Origin of the sequence: Enhydrobacter aerosaccus (assembly GCF_900167455.1) — a bacterium.
In the GTDB taxonomy this organism is placed as follows: domain Bacteria; phylum Pseudomonadota; class Alphaproteobacteria; order Reyranellales; family Reyranellaceae; genus Reyranella; species Reyranella aerosaccus.
The window spans coordinates 1,527,983-1,548,465 of the sequence record NZ_FUWJ01000001.1 but is presented as its reverse complement, the minus strand read 5'-3'; the positions used below and the strand labels follow the sequence as shown (position 1 = coordinate 1,548,465).

Genomic DNA, 20,483 nt, shown 5'->3' with positions numbered 1-20,483 from the left:
GGGGAAGGAAGGGTGCAACCGGATGGAAGGCCGGACCATTACGCGCGCGGACCTGAGCGAGTCGGTGTTCCAGGAAGTGGGCCTGTCTCGCAACGAGTCCAGCGACCTCGTCGAGACGATCCTCGCGGAAGTCGTCGAAGCCTTGGCGCGCGGCGAATCCGTGAAGATCTCCTCGTTCGGGAGCTTCACCGTTCGCGATAAAGGTCAAAGGGTCGGTCGAAATCCGAAAACGGGTCAGGAAGTTCCTATCCTGCCTCGGCGTGTCCTTGTCTTCCGAGCGTCGAACGTCCTGAAATCATTGATCAACGGGGCAGCCGACGAGAGCAACAAGGGGTCGTTGGGGTAATGTGGGGGATCAATCATGGCCGTATCGGTTCAGGCCGCCGAAAGGCGGATTGAGAAGTCGGCGCAGGCGTTTCGCACCATCAGCGAAGTTGCGACCGAACTGGATGTACCACAGCACGTACTGCGCTTCTGGGAGAGCAAGTTCTCCCAGGTCCGCCCGCTCAAGCGAGGCGGCGGCCGGCGATATTATCGACCGGAGGATATCGACCTGCTGCGTCGGATCCGGACGCTGCTCTATGAAGACGGCTACACCATCAAGGGTGTTCAACGTCTTCTGAAGGAGGGGCGCGGACGGCTGCCGCAGCCACGGCTGGATATGGCGGCCGAGAGTGCGCTCGAGAACCTGCGTATCGTCTCGGCGCGAGCCGAAGCGATGGCAGGTGCTGCCACGCGCCCGTTGCCCCGCACGGGGCCCCAGCCGTCGACTACTACGCCGCGTGCGGCGCTGCTCGACCTGCACAAGCGGCGGGAGATCGAGACCGTGCTCGAGGATCTGGAACAGGCTCTGGCGCAATTGCGCTCGACGCTGAAGGCGCAGAACTAGACGACGTCAAGAATCGTTGCCCTCAACGTATTGCTTGATCGGCCGGATTCCTCCACAAGATCGGGTGGTTATCACAAGAAATCGCGATAACCATCTGATTTATCTTGGTTTTTAATTTGTTTCGCGTATCTTGCCGTTGAGGGGCAATTCAATTGCGGCAACGTCAAAGGGGGACGCAGCCGTGTTGGTAGATCGCGACAGCGCGCATTCCTATGCGCGCGAATTCGGCATTTATTCGGTTGGTAACAATGAGTTGGAGGGAGATCTTCCGACTCTAGGTGAGCTGCTGTACCTGCGCCGTGGATTGATGCAGCCAGGGGGCAAGCTCCCGCTGTTCGATCTCGATGGTCAGGAAGTGAAGGCTGCGGTCGTGCGCCGATGCCTGGAATGTGGCTGGGCCGAACCCTGGTTTCAGAATCCACTGAAGCCTGATTGGCTCGTTTGCAAACTGACACCAGCAGGACGCCGGATCGCATCATCGGTGCCGTAAAGTGCGTGACGTCCGCCGCCTTGGTGGACAGGGCGTGGCCTTCAGCGCGATGACTTTTCGCGGAATCAAGCCGTCGCCCTGACGCATGCGCTGCCATGCTACGAGCGTCAGGGCGACGGCCGAAGCAAAAGTCATCGCGCTTTAGCGTCTGTTTCGGACAGGCGCGCCGTCCGTTGCGGCCTACGTTCCAGGCCTGATCCCGGCTGACCGTGAGGGCGCTCACCCTCAAGCATCACGCTGCAAGCAGCAAGTCGACCAGCCGCCGATCGCAGAACTCAGGATCGCAAAGAGAGAGATGAAATGGTCGGGGCGGCCGGATTTGAACCGACGACCCCCAGTCCCCCAGACTGATGCGCTACCAGACTGCGCTACGCCCCGACCGATGAGCGATGCAAACAGCATCGCTGCAAGGGGCGTTTACCGCGAATGCCAGTATCGCCGCAAGGCCGCTGGCGATCACAGAGTCGACTACTGTTATTTGGTGTTGCGCGCAGCCTTGTAGGCGGCGCGTCCGAGGCAGCGATCCAGCCATGCTCCGACATTCGGGAAGGGACTGAAGTCGTACTTGATCGGCTTCGACCAGGAACAGATCGAGGCGAGATTGAGGTCGGCAACGGTGAAGGTCGAGCCCAGCAAGTAGTCGCGTCCCTGCAAGGCGCCGTTCAGCACATTGAACGGCTTGGGCAACACCTTCTGGGCCTCGGCAACGGCCTCGGGCTTGCGCTTGTCAGGGGCCGTCATGAACATGTCGATCAGGATGGTGAGAAGGGGCTTTTCGACTTCCGTCACCCCCCAGAAGCTCCATTGATTGCAGAGCGCCTGGTCCTCGAGCGAAGCGGGGAAGAAGCCATCCTTGTTATACTTGGCCGCCAGGTAAAGATTGATGGCCATCGATTCGAAGAGCTTGAAATCGCCGTCGACAAGCGCCGGCACTTTTCCGTTGGGATTGACCTTCAGATAGTCGGGCCCCTTCAGGTCCTTCATCTCCATGGCAACATGCTCGAATGGAATGCCGAGCTCGTGCACGATCCACAAGGTGCGGGCCGCGCGCGATGCTGCCGGGCCATAGATCTTGATGGTCACGAAATTCTCCCAACCTCATCCGAGCGGACGATAGTGCAGGCTGTCGCCTTGGTCTAACGCCTAATCGCCAAGGCCGTGCTCATGGCCGACGTAGCCATGCGGATGGCCGAAGCGCTCGGTCATGACCGCGGCAAGGTCGCGATCCGGCGCCGCCACCCAACCACCCGATCGCACGGCATATCGCTTGCCCGAGACCGCTTTCGGCGCCTCGCCTCGTTGCAGAGCTCTGGCGGCGCTCATTATCATCTTGCGAAATTCGACGATGCCGAGGTCCGTGGGCCCGAGATGCTCGCGGGTGCGGTCCTGGATCGGTCCCTGGCTGTCCTGGATCGCCGCATCCTGCTCGGATACGCCGAGGATGCCGGTGAAGCTGGTGGTCTTCTGCACGGTGCGATCGATCAGGTAGTCGTTCCTGATGTTGCGCACAGGCATGTAATTGTCGTCGACCTGCGAGTGCACGCCGAAACCGTTGTCGAATTGCGCGCGCTCGGCGTCAGTGAACGGGCGATCCGGGCGCCAACTATAGGTGTAGATCCAGCAATCGGTGTCGCTCACCGGCAGCCATGTCTGGCCGTAATAGACTTCGCCCGGAAACGCCACGGGCGCGTAAGCGTGATTGGGCATCAGGAATTGGGCGATGCGCCAATAGAGATCCGGGCCGTCAGTGCGGCGTGCGCCCCCGATCACGAGCCCGGCGTCATGCCCGAGGATGGCGAACTTCGGACGAGGATCGTTGCGCACCCATCGCACGCGATCGTCAGGTCTCGATTGGTCGCCGAGGGCGGCGGAGCGGCTGTAGATGGCCAGTGCTTCTCTCTCGTCCTTCGTGAGGACGGCATGCAGGAACGAGAAGTGCGCGGTATCGATGGCGCCTTCGAGGCTCTGCACCCAGTTGCAGTCCTGCCACTTCTTCGAAACGTAGCGGTGGCTGGCGGGAACAAGGCCCATTTCGAGCTGGGGCAGTTCCGGCACGTGCTCGCTCGGCCCCATATAGATCCAAATGATGTCCGCCCATTCGCGCGCAGGGTAGGAGAGCAGCTTGACCGTATCCTTGTGCGCGGAACCAGGCGGGGCTGCCGGCAGGTCGACGCAATTGCCATCCACGTCGAACTTCCAGCCGTGATAGGCGCAGCGCAGCCCGCACTCCTCGTTGCGGCCATGAAAGAGATTGGCGCCGCGATGAGGGCAATGCGGCTGAACGACACCGACGCGGCCGTTAGTATCGCGAAATGTAAGAAGGTCCTCGCCCAGAATCTTGACCTTTCTGGGCGGACCGTCACGTTCGGGAAGTTCCTCGCTGAGAAGGGCCGGCATCCAGAAGCGACGCAGCAACTCGCCCATCGGCGTATCCTTGCTGCTGCGCGTCAGGAAGTCGTTGTCGGCCCGGTTCAGCATCAATCCCCCAGCCCGTACAGCTTGCCGACATAACCGTGCGGATGACCGAAACGTTCCGTCATGACGGCGGCCAGGTCGCGTTCGGGGCCGGCGATCCACCCCCCGGACCGAACGGCATATTTGTCGGCCGCACCAGTCGCCTTCGGTTCCTCACCCTGCTGCAAAGCCTGTGCTGCTCCCATGACCAGCTTCCGGAATGCGATGATGCCGAGATCGGTCGGCCCGAGCCTTTCGCGGGTGCGGTCCTGGATTGGCCCCTGGCTATCCTGGATCGCGGCATCCTGTTCCGATACGCCTACGATGCCCGTATAGCTTTCGGTCTTCTGCGCGTGCCTGTCGAGCAGATAGTCGTTCCGCAGGTTGCGCAGCGGCATGTATTCCTTGTCGACCTCGGCATGGACATTGAAGCCGCCTGCGAACTTGGTGCGTTCGACGTTGCTGAAAGGCCGTTCGGGTTGCCAGCAATAGGTGAAGATCCAGCACGTCGTGTCATCGACCGGAACCCAGCACTGGCCCCAGTAGGTCTCGCCCGGGAAGGCAGCCGGCGTATAGGCATGGTTGGGCATCAGGAATTGCGCGATGCGCCAGTAGAGGTCCGGCCCATCCGTCTTGCGCGCGCCGCCGATCACCAGCCCGGCATCGTGATTGAGGATCGTGAATTTTGGCCGGGGATCGTTCTGCACCCAGCGGATGCGGTCGTTCGGAGTCGATTGGTCGGCAATGGCTGCCTTACTCATGGCTGCGCGTGCTTCCGCGGCATCGGTGGTCAACACGCGGTGCAGGAACGAGAAGTGCGACGTGTCGATCGCGCCTTCGAGACTCTGGACCCAGTTGCAGTCCTGCCATTTCTTGGTGACGTAGCGCGACGCGGCGGGGACCAGTCCCAGCTCGATCTGTGGCAGCTCGGGCATGTGCTCCCGCGGGCCCATGTAGACCCAGATGATGTCGGCCCATTCGCGCACCGGGTACGACAGTAGCTTGATCGTGTCCTTGAACTTCGAGTCCGGCGGCGAGGTCGGCAGGTCGACACAGTTGCCGTCGACGTCGAATTTCCAGCCGTGATAGGCGCAGCGTATGCCGCACTCCTCGTTGCGGCCGTAGTAGAGATTGGCGGCGCGGTGCGGGCAGTGTGGTTCGACGATTCCCACGCGGCCATTGGTATCCCGGAACGCGAGCAGGTTCTCGCCCATGATCTTTATCTTCTTGGGCGGCCCGTCCCGTTCCGGCAGCTCCTCGCAAAGCAAGGCCGGCATCCAGAAACGGCGCAGCAACTCGCCCATCGGCGTGCCTTTGCCGCTCTGTGTCAGGAATTCATTGTCGGCCTGGCTTAGCATTCTTCGTCTCCGTACTCGATCACGCGGTTGCTTTGGCGAGCGCCTGTTCCAGATCGGCGATGATATCGTCCGCCGTCTCGATGCCGATCGAAAGGCGGATGACATCAGGTCCGGCACCGGCGGCAAGGCGCTGCTCGTCGGACAGCTGCCGATGCGTCGTCGACGCCGGATGGATGATCAGGCTCTTGGCATCGCCAATATTGGCCAGATGCGAGAAGAGCTCGACGTTGTCGACAACCTTCACGCCGACGTCGTACCCGCCCTTGACGCCAAAGGTAAAGACCGAGCCGGCTCCCTTGGGCAGGTATTTCTTCGCGAGAGAATGATACTTGTTCGAAGGAAGACCGGCGTAGTTCACCCAGGCGACGGCATCGTGCCGTTCGAGATACTGGGCGACCCGGAGAGCGTTGGCGCAGTGACGCTCCATGCGGAGGCCAAGCGTCTCGATGCCGAGCATTGTGAGCCAGGCATTGAATGGCGCCTGGCTTGGGCCGAGATCGCGCAGCCCGACGGCATGGCTGTGAAAGGTGTAAGCCATGTCGCCGAACGTCTCGAAGAAGTTCAGCCCGTGGTAGGCCGGCTCCGGCCCAGCAAGGCTCGGAAACTTGCCGCCTCTGGCCCAATCGAACTTGCCGGAGTCGACCACGGCGCCTCCCATCGAAGTGCCGGTGCCGCTCAGGAACTTAGTCGTCGAGTGTAGGACGAGCGTCGCACCATAGCCGATGGGCTTGCAGAGCCATGGCGTTGCCAAGGTGTTGTCGACGATCAACGGCACGCCGGCATCCTCGGCGATCCGGGCGATCGCTTCGATATCGCTGATGACGCCGCCTGGATTGGCCAGGCTTTCGATGAAGAACGCCTTGGTCTTGTCCGTGACCGCACGCTTGAAGTTCTCAGGCTGGTCGGCATCGACCATGTTCGCGGTCCAGCCGAACTTGGGATAGGTGTTCCGCATCTGCTGGATCGATCCACCGTAGAGACGGGTGGAGGCGACGATGTCGTCGCCGGGGCGCATGAGAGGAAAGAGCGCCAGTACCTGGGCCGCATGGCCCGACGACGCCACGGTGCAGCCGCGACCGCCTTCGAGCGTGGCGAGGCGCGTTTCCAGCGCGGCATTGGTGGGGTTCGTCAGACGCGAATAGATGAAGCCGACCGTCTGGAGATTGAACAGCGCCGCGGCATGATCAGCGTCTTCGAACACATAGGCGGTCGTCTGGTAGATAGGTTGTGCCCGCGCACCCGTAGCGGGATCCGGAGCGGCACCTGCATGCACCGACAGGGTTTCGAAGCCGTAATTCTTGCCGCTCATGAGGGGCCTCCTTTGTTGAATACGATGCACGCCGGACTGCCGACCTTCACCTTGACCGAGGTCAATGACAGCTTGCCATCGACGCCGATGCGATAGGCGAAGATCGTGTGCGAGCCTTGGTTCGCGACATAGAGGAAACGTCCGTCAGGGTCGAGAGTGAAGAAGCGTGGCACGGTGCCGTGTGTCGGCACCCATTGCTTGGGGGCAAGCGCTCCCGTCGCCACGTCGACGGCAAAGACGCCGATGCTGTTGTGGCCGCGATTCGACACATAGACATTCCGGCCGGCTCGATCGACTGCGATTTCGGCGCCCGTGCTGTAGCCTGTGAAGTCAGGCGGCGTCGAGGGCACGAGCTGCAAGGGAACGAGCTTGGCGCCGTCCTTGCGGTAGGTCGTGATCGTGGAATCCAGCTCGTTCACGACATAGGCCAGCGGCCGGCGGGGATGGAAGGCGATGTGTCGTGGTCCGGCACCCGGACGTGCTGCGACGCGTGCAGCTTCGACCAGCACGCCCTTCTTGCGGTTCACGCGATAGCTGATGATGCTGTCGCCGCCCTTGCACGGCAGGAAGAAGTGACGGCCCTCGCGGTCGAGCGGGTTGTGGTGAGGGCGGATATTCTTCTGTTCGATGCGATGCGGGCCGAGCGCGCCGGTGACGGCCGTCAGGGTGGGATAGGGGCCGAGCGCCCCGTTCTTCAGGATCGGCAACACGGCGATCGAGTCCGAGCCGTAGTTGCTCACAACGAGGGCGCGACCGGTCCGATCGAAGGCGAGGTGGATGGGGTTGAAACCGCCGGTCGGCTGCCGGTTCAGGAGGTGCAGGCGGCCGGTGCGGACATCGATGGTGAAAGCAGTGGCCTCGCTGCGATCGCCATGCACGGAATAGAGATGGCGGCCGGCGCTATCGACGGCGAGGAAGGATGGATTCTCGAGTCCTTCCAGACATTGGACATGGCTGAAGGCGCCCGAGCGTCGATCGACGCGATAGACATTGATGCCATTACCCTGTCCATTGCGCTGGGGCGTCGTGTAGCACCCGACATAAGCATAGAGCGTTTCCATGGCGGCGAGTGTCGCGCCATTGCCTGGACACGACAATCATCCAGGCTGTGTCACTCAGCGGCCCCTCCGCCCGGCGGAACGATTACCGGCTGATGGTCACGCGCAGACCGGGCTTGGCATCCGCCAGCTCGATGGTGAGACCATGGAGCGTTGCAATGGCCTTCACCAGCGCCAGCCCCAGTCCGCTGCCGGCGGTCGTTCGGCTTCGATCGAGACGATAGAAGCGATCGAACACGCGGGCGCGTTCGGCCTCTGGGATGCCCGGACCATTGTCGGCGACCTCGATGGCAAACCCGCCCGGCCGCTGCGACAGGGCGAGACGGACGATGCTGCCCTGGGTCGTATGGTTGAGGGCGTTGTCGATGAGATTCGACACCATCTGCGCCAGAAGCTGCCGGTCGCCGCTGAACCGCACGCCCGGATCGATCTTGAGCTCGAGCGTATGGTGCGAATCCTCGGCCACTGGAAGATAAGCGTCGCCGATGCTCTGCAGAAGATCCGACAGATCGAACTCCGTAAAGGCGCTGCGCTGGGCGCCGGCTTCGATCTGGGCGATGCGCAGCAAGGCGGAAAAGATCTCCAGCAGAGTGTCCGCTTCAGCGATGGCCGCTTCGGTCGCTGAGGCATACTCCTCGGTCGTTGTCGCGTGTTCGCGGGCATCTTCGAGGCGCTGCCGCAGTCGGCCCAGCGGCGTGCGGAGATCATGTGCGATGTCGCCCGTGACCTGCCGCAGCCCTTCCATGAGCTGCTGGATGCGATCGAGCATGGCATTCAGGCTGGCCACCAGCTGATCTATCTCGTCATTCGTGCCACGCGCCGGGATCCGGGCGCTGAGATCGCCCTCCATGATGGCTCGGGTGGTACGACCGATCGTGTCGATGCGCCGCAGGAAGTTGCTGCTGAGCAGCAAGCCGCCGCCGACCGCAAGGAAGAGGGTGAGGCCGCCTGCCCACACAAAGGCCCGCACGATTGCGCTCTGCATGTCGACCAGGCGGCTGGCATCCTGGGCCACCAGAAGGAAGGAACCATCGGGCAGGGTGACACCGAAGCCGGTAAGGCGGCTGCGTGCGGCTTCGGCCGGGCTGGCATCAGGATCGCGCTGGAAGTCGACGACGCCCTCGACCGGCGGCATGCCGGGGAGGTTGCCGACCACCACCTGGCGATTGGGCGCCTGCAGCAGGTAGTAGATCGGGCCGCGCGTACGGAAGTTCATGCGGCGCGTGATCTGCTCGGCCAGGCCGATCAAGCCGGCACGCCGGTGGATCTCGGCAAGCTGGAACGCTTCGGTGCGCAGCACAGCCTGCATGTCGTTCTGCATGGCTGCCGTCGCGGTCACGAAGACGGTGGCGAACAGTACGCAGGCAGAGACGACGAACAAGGCCGCATAGATCAGCGCCAGCCGAAAGCTCGCCGAGCGCAGGATGCGGCCGACGCCGCGGCTAGTTAGTGCGAATAACATAGCCGGCCCCCCTCACCGTATGGAGCAGGGGCTTGTCGAAACCCTTGTCGATCTTGGCACGCAGACGGCTGATATGCGTCTCGACGATGTTGGTCTTGGGGTCGAAATGGAAATCCCAGACTTTCTCCAGGAGCATGGTGCGCGTGACGATCTCACCGGCATGGCGCACCAGATATTCCAGGATCTTGAATTCCTGCGCGAGGAGATCGAGCCGCTTGCCGCCGCGGGTGGCGGTGCGGGCCAGCAGATCGACCTCGAGGTCGCCAACCTGGAGCTTGGTCTGGGCCACGATCGGCGGCCGGCGAGCCAGCGCACCCACTCGTGCCAGAAGCTCCGCGAAGGCGAAGGGTTTGACGAGATAGTCGTCGGCCCCGGCCTCGAGACCGGCGACACGATCGTCGACGCCGCCCATCGTCGTCAGGAACAGGGCGGGCGTGCGCGTGCCGGAACTGCGCGCGGCCTTGACCAGAGACAGGCCATCCATCTTGGGCAGGTTGCGATCGACGATCATGACGTCGTAGGGCTCGCCAGTCGCCATGTAGAGGCCGTCGCGGCCATTGTCGACTTGGTCCACCACGTGGCCGTGCTCACGCAGGCCCTTGGCGATGTAATCGGCGGTTTGCTTGTCGTCTTCGACGAGGAGGATCTTCATGGTGCCTCTAGCGTTATGACACCATTTTGGGCGTCTGCACCTTCCCTGATTGTTCCCGAACTATACAAACATTCAATGTTGCGGACATGGGGGCGCCACGGCGTGGGTCCCATATTCCTCCCGTGAGCCCAAACGAGGAGGTTTCTCCAATGACGAAGACCAAGACCCGCATCTTTGCCGCGCTGGCGTTGACCACGGCATTGACGGCCCCCGCCCTGATCGTTCCTGCCCTGACCGCGCCGCCGGCGTTGGCCGGCGAAGCCACCCACGACTTCGCCGATCTCGCCGCCAAGGTGACGCCGGCCGTGGTCAACGTGCAGGTCACGATGAAGGCGGACAACGACGACAGCATGCACATGCAGATGTCGGATCGCTCTGCCCAGCAGCAGATGGAAGAGTTCATGCGCCAGTTCGCCGAGCGTTTCGGTCAGGGCCGGCAGCAGCAGGTTCGCCCGCATCCGAAGGAGCAGGCGCTCGGCACCGGCTTCATCGTCGATCCGTCGGGCGTGATCGTCACCAACTTCCATGTCGCCGGCAAGGCCGACTCGATCACCGTCACTCTGGCCGATGGCCGCAAGTTCCCGGCCAAGCTGCTGGGCGGCGACGAGAAGACCGATCTTGCCGTGCTGAAGGTCAGCTCCGACAAGCCGCTGCCCTATGTCGAGTTCGGCGATGCCAGCAAGGTCCGGGTCGGCGAGTCGGTGATGGCTGTCGGCAATCCGTTCGGCCTCGGCGGCACCGTGACGACCGGCATCGTGTCGGCCCGCGGCCGCGACATCCAGTCCGGTCCGTATGACGACTACATCCAGACCGACGCGGCCATCAACCGCGGCAACTCCGGCGGCCCGCTGTTCAACCTGGACGGCAAGGTCATCGGCATCAACACCGCGATCTTCTCGCCGTCCGGCGGCAGCGTCGGCCTCGGCTTCGCCATCCCGTCCAGCATCGCTCAACCGGTCGTGGCTCAGCTCCGCGAACATGGGCGGGTCGAGCGCGGGTTGCTCGGCGTCGAAATTCAGCCGGTAACGTCTGAAATCGCCGACAGCCTGTCGCTCGGCTCGACCAACGGCGCGCTGGTCGCCCAGGTCGAACCGAAGAGCGCGGCCCTCAAGGCCGGCATCCAGTCGGGTGACGTGATCAAGAGCGTCGACGGCAAGGAGATCAAGACCGTTCGCGACCTGACGCGGACGATCGCCGAGGCCCAGCCGGGCTCGACCGTCAAGGTCGGTCTGGTGCGGGACGGCAAGGACATGACGATCCAGGCCAAGCTCGGCGACTCGACGAAGAACCAGGAGGCGAAAGCTGACGACAACGGCGATCAGAAGGGATCGGAGGCCAAGCCTGGCTCCTTCGGCTTCTCGCTGGCGCCGATCACGCCGGAAGCCCGGCAGGAGCTCGGTCTCAAGGACGGCGTCTCCGGCGCCCTGATCGCGGGCGTCGAGCCCGGCAGCCCGGCCGAGAGCCAGGGCCTGCGGCCCGGCGACATCCTGCAGCAGGTGGGTCACGACTCGGTCGAAAATCCGAAGGCGGCCGCCAGCAAGCTGAAGGAGGCCAAGGAGAGCAAGAAGCCCGTCCTCCTGAAGATCTATCGTGAGGGGATGACACGGTACGTCGCTGTTTCTCCCCGGGCGGCGTAACCAAACCTCTCGACGGAGCCGGCGATGGGCCCCCATCGCCGGCTTTGTTGCGTCTGCGCTCAGCGGAACAGGAAGCCGACCTCGGACAGATCGTCGGCTCCGATCCAGTCGAGGCCGCGGGCATAGGCGCCGACCGCTGCCTTCTGCCGGCCCCTCACGCGGTCGGGCTCGTACTGCGGCACGAGCGCCGGCATCACTTCGCGCGCGAACAGGCGCACGGAGCGCGCCGACTCCTCGAACGAGAGATCGCCGCAGGCGAAGCGGCAGATGCTGTAGTTGATGCCCGAAATCATGTGGTCGCGGATCAGGCGGTCGCGCACGGTCGAGGGCGAACCGGCGACGATGTAGCCCTGCTCGGCGGCTTCGTCGAAATCAGGTGTGGAGATGGCGCGCGGCAGTTCGACACCGTGGGCGCGCCAGAGATGCACCATCGAATCGTACCAGACATGAAAGGCGCGTCGCGCGGCGGCAACCGCGTCGCGGTCGCTGTCGAGCACAACGACATTCCGCGTGTTGCCGACGAAGGGCATGTCCTCCGGCTCGTTGCCGAGGGCCTGCCAGGCGGCGCGATAACGGGCGGTGAACTTCCCGGCATCCACGGTCGGCAATGCCAGGGCGACGTTGCACCCGAGTCGGGCCAGTCGATCGGCCCCGTCGATCGAACGCGTCACATGCCAGAGCGGTGGGTGGGGCCGCTGCACCGGCTGAATGACGAGAGGGACGTCCTTGAAGGAGAAGAACTTGCCGTTGTAGGTGAGCCGGGCCGTGCCGAGGCCCTGTTGAAGGATCTCGAGGATCTCTTCGAACCGCTCCTGGCTGCTGGCCGGATCGACGCCGAAGAAGCTCGCCTCGTACGGCGAGGCTCCCCGGCCGACGCCCAGTTCGAGTCTGCCGCGGCTCATCACGTCCAGCATGCAGATCTCCTCGATCAGCCGCAGCGGATGATAGAGGCCGAGAGGATAGGCGAGGGGCCCGAAGCGTAGTGTGGAGGTGCGCTGGGCGACGGCGGCCAGAAACAGCCCGGGAGACGGTGCCGCGCCGAGCGGTGTGCCGTGATGCTCGGCAACGTGATAGGCGTGGAAGCCCGCCCATTCGTAAAGCTCGACCAGCTTCAGGCGGTCTTCGTACTGCTGACCCAGATCGGGGCCCGACCGGTCCAAGTGATCAAAAACAGCGAACTTCATTTTCTTATTGTCTCGGAGGGGGTTAGCGCATTTTATCCACAGGCGCGGGCCGTGTCCGTCTTCAAGCGCGCATGTCTCGGCTCCCGAATTTATCGGCAAACCGTTTGACGGTTTGATGTAGCGCAAAGCCCGACCGTGCCCGTTGCGGCATGTTGCTGGTGTTCAATCGCGATGCGCCTACGGTTCCTCCCCGAATTTGCGTAGTCGCTCCGGGACTGGACGCCGTCCGCTCTTGCAACCTCCCCAGAGCCGGACGGAGGCCTCAAGTCGCCGGCAATGGTTTCCTCCATTGCCGGCTTTTTTTGAGGCGTCGCATCCCCAATCCATCAGGCCAGCGCCGGCATCACCTCCCGCGCCATGAGTTCGACCGAGCGTGCTGACTCCTCGAATGACAGGTCTCCGAAGGCGAGCCGGCACAGGCAGTAATTGATGCCTGCGATTGCATTGTCCTTCCGCAGCCGGTCGCGAACTGTCGAGGCGGAACCGGCGACGATGTATCCGCCGTCCAATGCCGACTCGAACTCAGCGGGGATCATCTGCCGCGGCAGTCCCACGCCATGGGCGCGCCAGAGATGAATCAGGGCATCGTACCAAAGGGCGAAGGCGCGCTTGGCCGTGCTTTGAGCTTCCCGGTCGGTGTCTGCGACGACGACATGGCGGCTAAGACCGATCAACGGCATATCCGTCTCGTGCCGCCCGAGCGCCTGCCAGGCAGCGCGGTATCGGGCGGCGAACTGCCCGACCGCTTCGGCCTTCATCCCGACCACCGTGTTGCAGGCCTGCTTCGCCAGTCGATCGGCGCTCTCCAGCGAATTGGCCCCGTACCAGAGCGGCGGATGCGGTCTCTGCACCGGCTGCATCTCCATCGGCACATCGTCGAAGACGAAGTACTTGCCCTTGTATGTCAGTCGCGGCTGCGACAGCCCCGCGACGATCACGTCGAGTGCCTCGGCGAAGCGTTCCGGACCGGTCGCCGGGTCGATGCCGAAATAGCCCACCTCGTAGGGTGAGATGCCGCGACCAACGCCCAGTTCGAGCCGGCCTCCGCTCATCTGGTCGAGCATGCAGATCTCGTCGATCAGGCGCAGCGGATGATAGAGGTTCAGGGTGTAGACGAGCGGACCGAAGCGCAGCGTCCTGGTGCGCTGCGCGACGGCGGCCAGAAAGACGCTGGGCGATGGCGCCATGCCCAACGGCGTCGCGTGATGTTCGGCGAGGTGGTAGGCATGGAAGCCGCTCTTTTCGTAGAGCTCGATCAAGCGCAGGCGTTCTTCGAATTGTCGGCCGATATCGGGACCGGCGCGATCCATGTGATCGAAGACGCCGAATTTCATGTCGACCGCGCCGATCTTGGCCGCTCGTGAAGATGAGCGCGCTGGCAGGGTGCGGTGCAGGCGATCATATGGCTCGTTTCTTCGACGAGATCACGCCGCTGGCAATGCCGTGCCATTCGATGGTGCCGGCCAGCCGGCTGTGCTCGATCTTGGGACAGCGGTTCATCACGACTTTGAGGCCGGCCGCCTCGGCACGCTGGGCAGCATCGTCGTTGCGAACGCCGAGCTGCATCCACACGACCTTGGCGCCATGCTTGATGGCCTCGTCGGTGATCGGTCCGGCCGCTTCGGAGTTGCGGAAGATATCGACCATGTCGGCCTTCACCGGTAGATCGGCGAGCGAGGTATAGACCTTCTGGCCGAGGATCTCCTGGCCGGCCGCGGCCGGATTGACCGGGATGACCTTGTAGCCCCGGTCGAGCAGATATTTCATGGCGAAATAGGACGGACGATTCCAGTTGGCCGAGGCGCCGACCATGGCGATGGTCTTGGTCTCGCGCAGGATGCGGCGCAGGTAGGAATCGTCGTAACGGTCGTGAACGATCGCGGGCATGGGAGGATTATACATGGCGCAGCCGATGCTGTTCGAACCGATTTCGATCCGCGACGTGACGCTGAAGAATCGGGTCGTCGTGGCGCCGATGCACCAGTACGCGGCCGAGAAGGGCTTTGCGACCGACTGGCACCTGATGAATGCCGGCCGCTATGCCGCGGGCGGAGCGGGACTGGTCATCATGGAATCCACCAAGGTGGAACGTCGCGGCTGCGGCACTGTCGGCGATCTGGGCCTGTGGGACGACGCCTTCGTTCCTGGACTGAAGCGCTGCGTCGATTTCATCCGCGAGCACGGGGCTGTAGCCGGCATTCAACTCGGCCATTCCGGCCGCAAGGCCCGGCGTTACCGTCCATGGGAGGGCGGGGCGCCGCTCAAGCCGTCGGCGGAGGTCGATGACTGGGAGGCGTGGGAACTCGTTTCGTCGAGCGCGATCAATGCGCCCCCGACCGATCCGACGCCGAGAGCACTGACGCGAGCGGAAATTCCGGAAGTCGTCGAACGCTGGGGGCAGGCAGCGCGACGTGCCCACGAAGCCGGCTTCGAGGTCCTCGATATCCATGGCGCGCACGGCTATCTGATCCACCAGTTCCTGTCGCCGTTCTCGAATGTGCGCAACGACGAGTATGGCGGCAGCGAGCTGAACCGCATGCGCTTCGCGATCGAGGTGGTGGAGAGTGTGCGAGCGCATTGGCCGGCGTCGAAACCCTTGTTCCTGCGATTGTCGGTGGAGGACGATTCGGGGTGGGGGCCGGACCAGAGCGTGGCCCTTGCAAAGATCGTGAAGTCCAAGGGCGTCGATGTCATCGATTGCAGCTCGGGCGGCATGCGCGGTGCGCCGGTGGTGAGTACCGGCCCCGTGACTTACGGCTATCAGGTACCCTATGCCGAGCGACTGAAGAAGGATGCCGGCATCATGACGATGGCGGTCGGCCTGATCGTCCACGCGGACCAGGCCGAGCAGATCCTGCAGCAGGGGCGGGCCGATCTCATCGCGTTGGCGCGAGAGCTTCTCTACAATCCCAACTGGCCGATGGACGCGGCGCGGAAGCTTGGCGTCGACAAGAGTTTTGCCCTCGTGCCGCCGCCGCAAGCCTACTGGCTGGCCAAGCGCGCCCAGTCGGTGAAGGACGTGACACCCTCGACCTACATGAAGGGCCTGAACGCCGGATAGGGGCGTTGGCCCGCATCGGCGCCACGAGGGCTCCGTTTCCATTAAATAAATGGAAATTAAAGGGGAATGATCCCGAACCGGAAACATCTTGGCAGTCGACATCGCGATCCAGCTTACGGCCGGCGATCCGAATTCGACGATTCTGGTCGCGAACGCCGCTTCGTCCGAGTTTCCGCACTTTGCGTTGGCGCCCATGCGGAGAAGCCTAGGGTGACGGCACGGTCCTTGCCCTAGAATGACTATCAAAAGCAGCCGGTGGGACAGGAGATTTGACGATGGATAGTCTGGTTCAGGACCGCGTGGACATGAGCGAAGCAGAGTGGACGGCCCGCTGCGAGTTGGCGGCTCTCTATCGGGTCGTCGATCATCTCGGCTGGACCGATCTGCTCGACACGCACATGTCCGTACGCGTGCCGGGCGAGCCAAACTGTTTCCTCATCAACCACTACGAGGAGATGTTCGACGAGATCACGGCGTCGAGCCTGATCAAGATGGATGTCGACGGCACGATCTACGGCAAGCAGGGCCGCTTCAACGCTGCGGGCTTCACCATCCACAGCGGCGTCTACAAGGCACGGCCGGATGTGAATTGCGTCATGCATACCCACACGCGGGCCGGCGGCGGTGTGTCGCTCATGAAGCAGGGGTTGCGGCCCATCAGCCAGGACGCGCTGCATGTCCTCGACGACATCGTCTACCACCACTATGGCGTGCCGGCGACGGTCGAGGAATGCGAGGAGCTGGGCAAGACCTGCCAGAAGGGCGGCCACGTCATCCTGCACAACCATGGCCTGCTGACGGCGCATGCGACGCTGCCGGGCGCCCTGCGCGGCATGTACATGCTGGAACGGGCCTGCGAGCTGGAGCTGATCTCGCGGCAACTCGGCGAGGAGCCGGTCCAGATCGATGACTACATCATCCAGCGCGCCGCCCAGCGCATGAAGCAGGTCCGCTCGGCGCCGGAATATGGCGTCAGCTACTTCGAAGCGCTGAAGCGCCAGCTGGCGAAGAAGGGAGCCGGAGACTGGGCGCGCTGAGGCTTCGCCGGCGGCGTCCCTTTTCACGGACAATCCATGGCGACGGTCTTGGTCGTGTCCTCTATGGCGATTCCACTTGTTCTGGCTTGCATTATGTAGAAACGTTCCTACATAACCTTTCCGGAGGGTGTCCTTTGAGCGTTACCACGCTAACCAGTCGGGAATTCAACCAGGACTCGGGTCGAGCCAAGAAGGCGGCGGAGAAGGGGCCGGTTTTCATCACCGATCGCGGCCGGCCCTCCCATGTGCTGCTGTCCATCGACGAATACAAACGGCTCGCCGGTACCAGGTCGAAGATTGCGGATGCCTTGGCAATGCCGGGGATTGCCGACATCGATCTCCCGCTTGCGGAGCGGCATGATCGTCCGCGAGGGGCTGAATTCGACTGAATGTACCTTCTGGATACCAACGTCCTTGCGGAGCTGAGAAAGGTCCGCGCGGGAAAGGCGGATGCCGGTGTCGCTCAGTGGGCCGATACCGTCGACACGATCGACCTTTACATCTCTGTCGTCACGATCGAGGAGATCGAAATCGGGGTCTTGCGCGTCGAGCGACGGGACGTCCGGCAGGGTTCGATGCTGCGGACCTGGCTTGGTCAGCATGTCCTCCCGGCCTTCGCCGATCGCGTTCTTCCCATCGACGCGGCCGTAGCCTTGCGGAGCGCCCAGCTGCACGTCCCCGATCCCCGTTCAATTCGTGATTGCTACATTGCCGCAACGGCGCTGGTGCATGGCTTGACGGTCGTCACGCGCAACATCATCGATTTCAATAGAACTGGTGTCGAGGTCCTCAATCCGTGGCAGGGCGCCTTGTGACCCGGGTCCTTGGGAGCGTGCAAACGCACCAAGAGATGCTCTCAGGGCGGAAGCATGCTTTCGAACCGGCGATACCAGAGATGCCCGCAAGATCTGGGAAATCATCAGACGATGGCTGCGGCCCGTCTGATCGGGTCCGAATCCAGCCAGACCAGAGGAGTGTCGCTCCTTAACTTGCCTTGCGTACAGCGAGGAGGCTGCGATGTCGGGAGCGATGGCCAGCAAGACTTATGGGACCCTGCCCGCCGAGAAGAGGCGGGAAATGACCGGCCTGGAATTCGTCCAGGGCCTGGTCGAGGGTAGGGTGCCGCTGAATACGATTGCCAAGATCTTGAATTACGACGTTACCGAAGCCGCAGCGGGTCGGGTCGTGATCACCGGCCGCCCTGACGACACCCATCTCAATCCGGCCGGCACAGTGCATGGTGGCCTGTCGGCCACGCTGCTCGATAGCTGCATGGGGTTGGCGATCTGGTCGACCCTCGACAAAGGCAGCAGCCAGACGACGCTCGAGTTCAAGATTTCGCTGGTCCGGCCGATCACGGTCGAGACCGGCCGTATCAAGGCTGAAGGCATCGTCTTGAACCGAGGACGTCGCATCGGCACCGCTCAAGGTCGCGTGACCGATCTCCAGGGCCGATTGCTGGCGCACGGCACGACGACGTGCCTGATCTTCGACTCCTGATCAGCTCTCCGCGATGGCGCGCCGCTTGGAGCGCACGGCGATCCAGAACGATGCTTGGGCAATCACACCCGCTGCAACCAGGACGAGGGCTGCCGAGAGCGCCGGATTGGATCCCAGTCCGGTGATGGCCGAGCAGGCAGCGCCAACGCCCATCTGGCTGAAGCCATACAACCCCGACGCCGACCCGACGACCTTGGGATTGACGCTGATGGCCTGGGTCATGGCCGCTGGTGAGGCGATGCCGGCACCGGCAGCGAACAGGAACATCGGCGCGACCACGAGCGGGACCGACAGATGGCCTGACAGCACCGCGACGAGGAAGCCGACGGCTGCCACGACACTCAGGAAGTTGGCGCCGATCGCAAGTCGATCGATCGGAACGCGCGAAATGAGACGCGCGGCCGTCATGCTGCCCAGCCAGATACCGACGAACTGTACGGCGAGGTACATGCCGACTTCGTAGTCGGGCCGCCCCAGTTGATGCGTGAAGATGAAGGGCGATGCGGCGACGAAGCCGTACATCGCAGTCGTGGCGCATCCGCCGCCCAGCGCATAGCCCAGGAAGGTCGGGGATTTGAGCAGGCGACCATAGTCGCGGGCCAGGGCGAGAAGGTGCGTGGTTCTCCCGCGTGGCCGCGTTTCCGGCAGCAGCGTCCAGGTGAAGGCGAAGTTGACGACTCCGAGCCCCGACAGAAGGAAGAAGAGGGCGCGCCAGCCGACCGTCGTCGTCACGGCACTGCCGATCAGCGGTGCAATCCCCGGTCCGATGACGACCATGAGATTCATCAATGCCAACCGGCGACCGGCATCCTTGTCCACCGCTGTGTCGCGCACCATGGCGCGTCCGATCACCATGCCGGAGCATCCGCCCAGCGCCTGCAGGAGACGCAACACGATCAGCGTGTTCACATTCGGCGCAAAGGCCGCCCACAATCCAGTGCAGGCATAGATGACGAGGCCGACCATCAGCACAGGACGGCGGCCGAAATGATCGGAGATCGGTCCATAGACCAGCTGTCCCGCCGCGAGACCGAGGATGTAGACGCTCATGGTGAGCTGCATGGCGCCGACGCTGGCGCCGAGATCGCGCGCCGCGTCGGGCAAGGCCGGCACGAAGATGTGCATGGCCAAGGTGCCGCTGAAGGTGATGAGGGCCAGGAGCCAGAGGGGGGCGTGGCGGGCGGAAGGATTATTGTCGGGTACGCTACTCGTCATGTCCCTGCTGTAAAGCAACGTGCAGGCCATGAGGCGTGCGTTCAGGGAATGGCTTGTGCAGCGCAACAGGGAAGCAGCGGTCTTCTGCACACTGATCTCCGGCAAGCGCAGAGGATAAGGCCTCCGCGCTCTGCGGGCCGGAAATCGAATTTGGCCACTGCGCGGGCGGAGAATGGTCTAAACCCGGACGCGGTTCGGAACCGGGGAGGGAACATGGGCTTCGGCGTCCATCACGAATGGGGCAGGTTGCGCGAGGTGGTGATCGGCATTTCACCGGCCGAGGACTTCGTGGTGTTCCACGAGAAATCGATGCGCTGGCAGACTCCCGCCGAAGCCGAGTTCAGCCGCAAGCATGTCGGGCGCCCCTTGATCGAGGTCGAGCCCGAGTGGGCGCGGCGCATCGAACAGCAGGTCGATGCCCTGGCCGAATTCGTGGCGCGCCAGGGCGTGGTCGTGCACCGGCCCGACCGGCTGGCCGGGCTTGAGCGCACGTTCCTCGCGGCCCATGGCGATGGAACCCAGCTCTTTCCGCGCGACCCCATGATCGTCGTCGGCGAGCATGTGATCGAGAGCTCGCTGCGCATCATCTGCCGCCAACGCGAACGCTTCGGGCTGCGCGCGATCATCCAGCAGGCGGTACAGAAGCACGGCGCCCGGTGGTCGAGCGTGCCGCTGGGATGGCTCGAAGGCGTCGACGGGCCGTTCCTCGAAGGCGGCGACACACTGCTGAACGGCTACGAAGTCTATGTGGGCATGTCGGGTTGCGCTTCCGACATGGCGGGAATCGACTGGCTGCAGGCGCTTCTCGGGCCGTCTTACAGGGTAATTCCCGTGGCCCTGAAATCGAACGTCCTGCATCTCGATTGCGCCTTGGCGCTGGTGAAGCCAGGCCTCGTGGTCTACTGCCCCGACAAGCTCATCGACGGCCTGCCGATGTCGCTGCGGAGCTGGGACGCGATCACCGTATCGGTGGAGGAGGCCACACGGCTGGCCATCAACGGCCTGATCCTGGAAGAAGGCCGCATGATCGTCGACGCCGACAACAAGCGTGTGATCGAGGAACTACGCAAGCGGCGGGTGGACGTCGTCCCGCTGCCGTTCGATGGCCCGGTCCGTGTCGGTGGCGGCATGCGGTGTGCGCATCATCCGCTGTGGCGCGAGAGCGTTCTCGCGTAGG

Annotated in this window: 21 protein-coding genes and 1 tRNA gene; 10 read left to right on the top strand and 12 right to left on the bottom strand. The window is 63.4% G+C overall.

The genetic code is table 11. The features are described 5' to 3' along the window. The first annotated feature begins 22 nt into the window (after positions 1-22). The 3 genes from B5D62_RS07335 to B5D62_RS07325 all read left to right on the top strand — a co-directional run bounded on the left by B5D62_RS07335 (position 23) and on the right by B5D62_RS07325 (position 1,379). Positions 23-346 carry an integration host factor subunit alpha gene (locus B5D62_RS07335; RefSeq protein WP_085933103.1) on the top strand — a complete coding sequence of 108 codons (324 nt, stop codon included), beginning with the start codon at positions 23-25 and terminating at the stop codon, positions 344-346. Between the two features lie 15 nt (positions 347-361). Then, on the top strand, positions 362-889 hold the full coding sequence (locus tag B5D62_RS07330) for a MerR family transcriptional regulator (protein ID WP_085933102.1): 528 nt from the start codon (positions 362-364) through the stop codon (positions 887-889). Between the two features lie 181 nt (positions 890-1,070). Then, positions 1,071-1,379 carry a hypothetical protein gene (locus tag B5D62_RS07325; protein WP_231714734.1) on the top strand — a complete coding sequence of 103 codons (309 nt, stop codon included), beginning with the start codon at positions 1,071-1,073 and terminating at the stop codon, positions 1,377-1,379. A gap of 301 nt (positions 1,380-1,680) precedes the next feature. Here the strand turns inward: B5D62_RS07325 and B5D62_RS07320 are convergent. From B5D62_RS07320 to B5D62_RS07285, 8 genes are all read right to left on the bottom strand, one after another. Then, positions 1,681-1,757 (bottom strand) — tRNA-Pro (locus B5D62_RS07320). A gap of 96 nt (positions 1,758-1,853) precedes the next feature. After that, on the bottom strand, positions 1,854-2,462 hold the full coding sequence (locus tag B5D62_RS07315; protein ID WP_085933101.1) for a glutathione S-transferase family protein: 609 nt from the start codon (positions 2,460-2,462) through the stop codon (positions 1,854-1,856). A gap of 60 nt (positions 2,463-2,522) precedes the next feature. Then, positions 2,523-3,857: a Rieske 2Fe-2S domain-containing protein gene (locus tag B5D62_RS07310; RefSeq protein WP_085933100.1), complete on the bottom strand. Its 1,335-nt coding sequence runs from the start codon at positions 3,855-3,857 to the stop codon at positions 2,523-2,525. Further along, the gene (locus B5D62_RS07305) at positions 3,857-5,191 is read right to left on the bottom strand and encodes a Rieske 2Fe-2S domain-containing protein (protein WP_085933099.1); all 1,335 of its coding nucleotides are present in this window, start codon (positions 5,189-5,191) and stop codon (positions 3,857-3,859) included. Before B5D62_RS07305 ends, B5D62_RS07310 begins: the two co-directional genes overlap by 1 nt. A gap of 19 nt (positions 5,192-5,210) precedes the next feature. After that, positions 5,211-6,500 (bottom strand): O-acetylhomoserine aminocarboxypropyltransferase, encoded by a 1,290-nt coding sequence (locus B5D62_RS07300; RefSeq protein ID WP_085933098.1) that lies wholly within the window; start codon positions 6,498-6,500, stop codon positions 5,211-5,213. Next, positions 6,497-7,561 carry a lactonase family protein gene (locus B5D62_RS07295; protein WP_085933097.1) on the bottom strand — a complete coding sequence of 355 codons (1,065 nt, stop codon included), beginning with the start codon at positions 7,559-7,561 and terminating at the stop codon, positions 6,497-6,499. The genes B5D62_RS07300 and B5D62_RS07295 overlap by 4 nt, the downstream gene beginning before the upstream one ends. A gap of 82 nt (positions 7,562-7,643) precedes the next feature. Further along, the gene (locus tag B5D62_RS07290; RefSeq protein WP_085933096.1) at positions 7,644-9,020 is read right to left on the bottom strand and encodes a sensor histidine kinase; all 1,377 of its coding nucleotides are present in this window, start codon (positions 9,018-9,020) and stop codon (positions 7,644-7,646) included. Then, positions 9,001-9,672 (bottom strand): winged helix-turn-helix domain-containing protein, encoded by a 672-nt coding sequence (locus tag B5D62_RS07285; protein ID WP_085933095.1) that lies wholly within the window; start codon positions 9,670-9,672, stop codon positions 9,001-9,003. Before B5D62_RS07285 ends, B5D62_RS07290 begins: the two co-directional genes overlap by 20 nt. Before the next feature lie 149 nt (positions 9,673-9,821). Here B5D62_RS07285 and B5D62_RS07280 point away from each other — a divergent pair, with 149 nt between their 5' ends. Then, complete coding sequence (locus B5D62_RS07280) at positions 9,822-11,309, top strand: DegQ family serine endoprotease (RefSeq protein ID WP_085933094.1); 1,488 nt, start codon at positions 9,822-9,824, stop codon at positions 11,307-11,309. 59 nt (positions 11,310-11,368) lie between these two features. Here B5D62_RS07280 and B5D62_RS07275 read toward each other — a convergent pair whose 3' ends face one another. The 3 genes from B5D62_RS07275 to B5D62_RS07265 all read right to left on the bottom strand — a co-directional run bounded on the left by B5D62_RS07275 (position 11,369) and on the right by B5D62_RS07265 (position 14,371). Beyond that, complete coding sequence (locus B5D62_RS07275) at positions 11,369-12,493, bottom strand: LLM class flavin-dependent oxidoreductase (protein ID WP_085933093.1); 1,125 nt, start codon at positions 12,491-12,493, stop codon at positions 11,369-11,371. 326 nt (positions 12,494-12,819) lie between these two features. Next, a complete protein-coding gene (locus B5D62_RS07270; protein WP_085933092.1) occupies positions 12,820-13,827 on the bottom strand; it encodes an LLM class flavin-dependent oxidoreductase in 1,008 nt (335 codons plus the stop codon). A gap of 64 nt (positions 13,828-13,891) precedes the next feature. Continuing rightward, positions 13,892-14,371 (bottom strand): CoA-binding protein, encoded by a 480-nt coding sequence (locus tag B5D62_RS07265; protein ID WP_231714774.1) that lies wholly within the window; start codon positions 14,369-14,371, stop codon positions 13,892-13,894. A 22-nt stretch (positions 14,372-14,393) separates the two neighbouring features. On the opposite strand from B5D62_RS07265, the gene B5D62_RS07260 reads away from it, so the two are divergent. The 5 genes from B5D62_RS07260 (at position 14,394) to B5D62_RS07240 (ending at position 18,091) form a co-directional block, all read left to right on the top strand. Beyond that, positions 14,394-15,554, top strand: coding sequence for an NADH:flavin oxidoreductase/NADH oxidase (locus tag B5D62_RS07260; RefSeq protein ID WP_085933090.1), 1,161 nt, complete (start codon positions 14,394-14,396; stop codon positions 15,552-15,554). A gap of 275 nt (positions 15,555-15,829) precedes the next feature. Continuing rightward, positions 15,830-16,591, top strand: coding sequence for a class II aldolase/adducin family protein (locus B5D62_RS07255; protein WP_085933089.1), 762 nt, complete (start codon positions 15,830-15,832; stop codon positions 16,589-16,591). A 134-nt stretch (positions 16,592-16,725) separates the two neighbouring features. Further along, positions 16,726-16,980, top strand: a complete 255-nt coding sequence (locus B5D62_RS07250) for a type II toxin-antitoxin system Phd/YefM family antitoxin (protein WP_085933088.1) — start codon at positions 16,726-16,728, stop codon at positions 16,978-16,980. Continuing rightward, a complete protein-coding gene (locus B5D62_RS07245) occupies positions 16,981-17,406 on the top strand; it encodes a type II toxin-antitoxin system VapC family toxin (protein WP_085933087.1) in 426 nt (141 codons plus the stop codon). Between the two features lie 202 nt (positions 17,407-17,608). Beyond that, the gene (locus B5D62_RS07240) at positions 17,609-18,091 is read left to right on the top strand and encodes a PaaI family thioesterase (protein ID WP_218190965.1); all 483 of its coding nucleotides are present in this window, start codon (positions 17,609-17,611) and stop codon (positions 18,089-18,091) included. Here B5D62_RS07240 and B5D62_RS07235 read toward each other — a convergent pair whose 3' ends face one another. After that, positions 18,092-19,306, bottom strand: coding sequence for a multidrug effflux MFS transporter (locus B5D62_RS07235; protein ID WP_085933562.1), 1,215 nt, complete (start codon positions 19,304-19,306; stop codon positions 18,092-18,094). Between the two features lie 213 nt (positions 19,307-19,519). Here B5D62_RS07235 and B5D62_RS07230 point away from each other — a divergent pair, with 213 nt between their 5' ends. Then, the gene (locus tag B5D62_RS07230) at positions 19,520-20,482 is read left to right on the top strand and encodes an arginine deiminase family protein (protein WP_170920814.1); all 963 of its coding nucleotides are present in this window, start codon (positions 19,520-19,522) and stop codon (positions 20,480-20,482) included. Position 20,483 lies beyond the last annotated feature (1 nt).

Coding starts and splice junctions, on each gene's coding strand:
- B5D62_RS07285 (WP_085933095.1), bottom strand. CDS start 9,672: ATGAAGATCCTCCTCGTCGAAGACGACAAGCAAACCGCCGATTACATC.
- B5D62_RS07280 (WP_085933094.1), top strand. CDS start 9,822: ATGACGAAGACCAAGACCCGCATCTTTGCCGCGCTGGCGTTGACCACG.
- B5D62_RS07270 (WP_085933092.1), bottom strand. CDS start 13,827: ATGAAATTCGGCGTCTTCGATCACATGGATCGCGCCGGTCCCGATATC.
- B5D62_RS07290 (WP_085933096.1), bottom strand. CDS start 9,020: ATGTTATTCGCACTAACTAGCCGCGGCGTCGGCCGCATCCTGCGCTCG.
- B5D62_RS07245 (WP_085933087.1), top strand. CDS start 16,981: ATGTACCTTCTGGATACCAACGTCCTTGCGGAGCTGAGAAAGGTCCGC.
- B5D62_RS07260 (WP_085933090.1), top strand. CDS start 14,394: ATGGCGCAGCCGATGCTGTTCGAACCGATTTCGATCCGCGACGTGACG.
- B5D62_RS07275 (WP_085933093.1), bottom strand. CDS start 12,493: ATGAAGTTCGCTGTTTTTGATCACTTGGACCGGTCGGGCCCCGATCTG.
- B5D62_RS07230 (WP_170920814.1), top strand. CDS start 19,520: ATGGGCTTCGGCGTCCATCACGAATGGGGCAGGTTGCGCGAGGTGGTG.
- B5D62_RS07300 (WP_085933098.1), bottom strand. CDS start 6,500: ATGAGCGGCAAGAATTACGGCTTCGAAACCCTGTCGGTGCATGCAGGT.
- B5D62_RS07235 (WP_085933562.1), bottom strand. CDS start 19,306: ATGACGAGTAGCGTACCCGACAATAATCCTTCCGCCCGCCACGCCCCC.
- B5D62_RS07305 (WP_085933099.1), bottom strand. CDS start 5,191: ATGCTAAGCCAGGCCGACAATGAATTCCTGACACAGAGCGGCAAAGGC.
- B5D62_RS07255 (WP_085933089.1), top strand. CDS start 15,830: ATGGATAGTCTGGTTCAGGACCGCGTGGACATGAGCGAAGCAGAGTGG.
- B5D62_RS07335 (WP_085933103.1), top strand. CDS start 23: ATGGAAGGCCGGACCATTACGCGCGCGGACCTGAGCGAGTCGGTGTTC.
- B5D62_RS07330 (WP_085933102.1), top strand. CDS start 362: ATGGCCGTATCGGTTCAGGCCGCCGAAAGGCGGATTGAGAAGTCGGCG.
- B5D62_RS07310 (WP_085933100.1), bottom strand. CDS start 3,857: ATGCTGAACCGGGCCGACAACGACTTCCTGACGCGCAGCAGCAAGGAT.
- B5D62_RS07240 (WP_218190965.1), top strand. CDS start 17,609: ATGTCGGGAGCGATGGCCAGCAAGACTTATGGGACCCTGCCCGCCGAG.
- B5D62_RS07295 (WP_085933097.1), bottom strand. CDS start 7,561: ATGGAAACGCTCTATGCTTATGTCGGGTGCTACACGACGCCCCAGCGC.